The organism is Moorena sp. SIO3I6, assembly GCF_010672095.1.
On the sequence record NZ_JAAHHU010001597.1, the window covers coordinates 1 to 1144 of the forward strand.

General features: G+C 43.5%; 1 protein-coding gene. It reads right to left on the bottom strand.

Features of this window, described 5'->3' with window-relative positions:
• Positions 1-348 precede the first annotated feature (348 nt).
• Positions 349-1144, bottom strand: a 796-nt coding sequence (locus tag F6K49_RS51520; protein ID WP_293110720.1) for a glycosyltransferase family 4 protein, incomplete at its 5' end; no start/stop codon positions are given.

Sequence of the window (1144 nt, forward strand, 5' to 3'; positions counted from 1 at the left end):
TCAATATTGATGGGTTTAACTGCTCGGGGTTCCTACGATCGCGAAAAGCAATCTCATTGGCTTACACACGGTGAGTGCCTGGGCGAGTGAACATCATCTGGTGTTAGCTCAACAACGGGTCCTTGAGCAAGTCCAATGAGATCACAGCCATTCCCGTGCTATGGAAGGGCAACACCCGTGTCGTGATGGTGATACGAAGTTCTCCCTTACCCTGCCAATAATAATACCTAATGTGCCAACTCTTCATGACGCTTTCATGAGCCGAAGAAGGGATGAAGGTATGATTGAAAACTGTCCTAGGTTTTTGATACCCAGTTGACAAATTTAAATGGGATTACCCTGCTATCCTTAGGGTAGGCAGCAGTCTGAAATAATCCGGGAAATGTCTGAAGCAACCCGCTCCCAACCATAATACTTGTCACCCAGATGGCGTCCGTATCGACCCATTTTTTCAGCTAACTCTTTATTGGACAATAAAGAGTTAATTGCTTCTGCAAAGGCATCGGGATTCTCATAGTCACTGATCAAGAGACCATTCATACCTGGGATGACTACTTCTGCGTTTCCTCCTCGCATTGTGGTAACCATAGGAAGACCTGTTGCCATTGCTTCATAATGAACTCGTGCTAAAGGTTCTTGCCATTGAGATGCACAAACAAAGATATCACCCATGAGGAAGTACTTCTGGACATTTGCAGGTGGAATAAAGCCAGTCAAATAAATTGATTCTTCATAGGTTTTTGCTTGTTCTTTCAGTTGACGAACATATTTATTTTCCTCGTTATGGCCGTACCATTTGCTACCCACTATAAAAAGAAATGTTGATGGATGTTGTTCTAGAATTTGGGGTAGGGCAGAAATTAGGATATGAGGTCCTTTCTTAATACTTAATCGACCTACATAGACAACGATTTTGCGATCGGTCAATCCGTGAGAACTTAGCAATTCTTGGCGACGTCTAGATCCTTCCGGTGACCATCGGGACTGAAACTGTTCTAAGTCAACTCCTGCATATACCGGGTTAAGTTTATGTCGGTAGTCAGGGAAGAGATCGGCAATTCCATCAGCAATAAATTTGCTGACTGTTATGACTCCTCTGACCTTCTCTAGACAAGTCTCAGCAACCTCAGGTTTAATCTTTTCC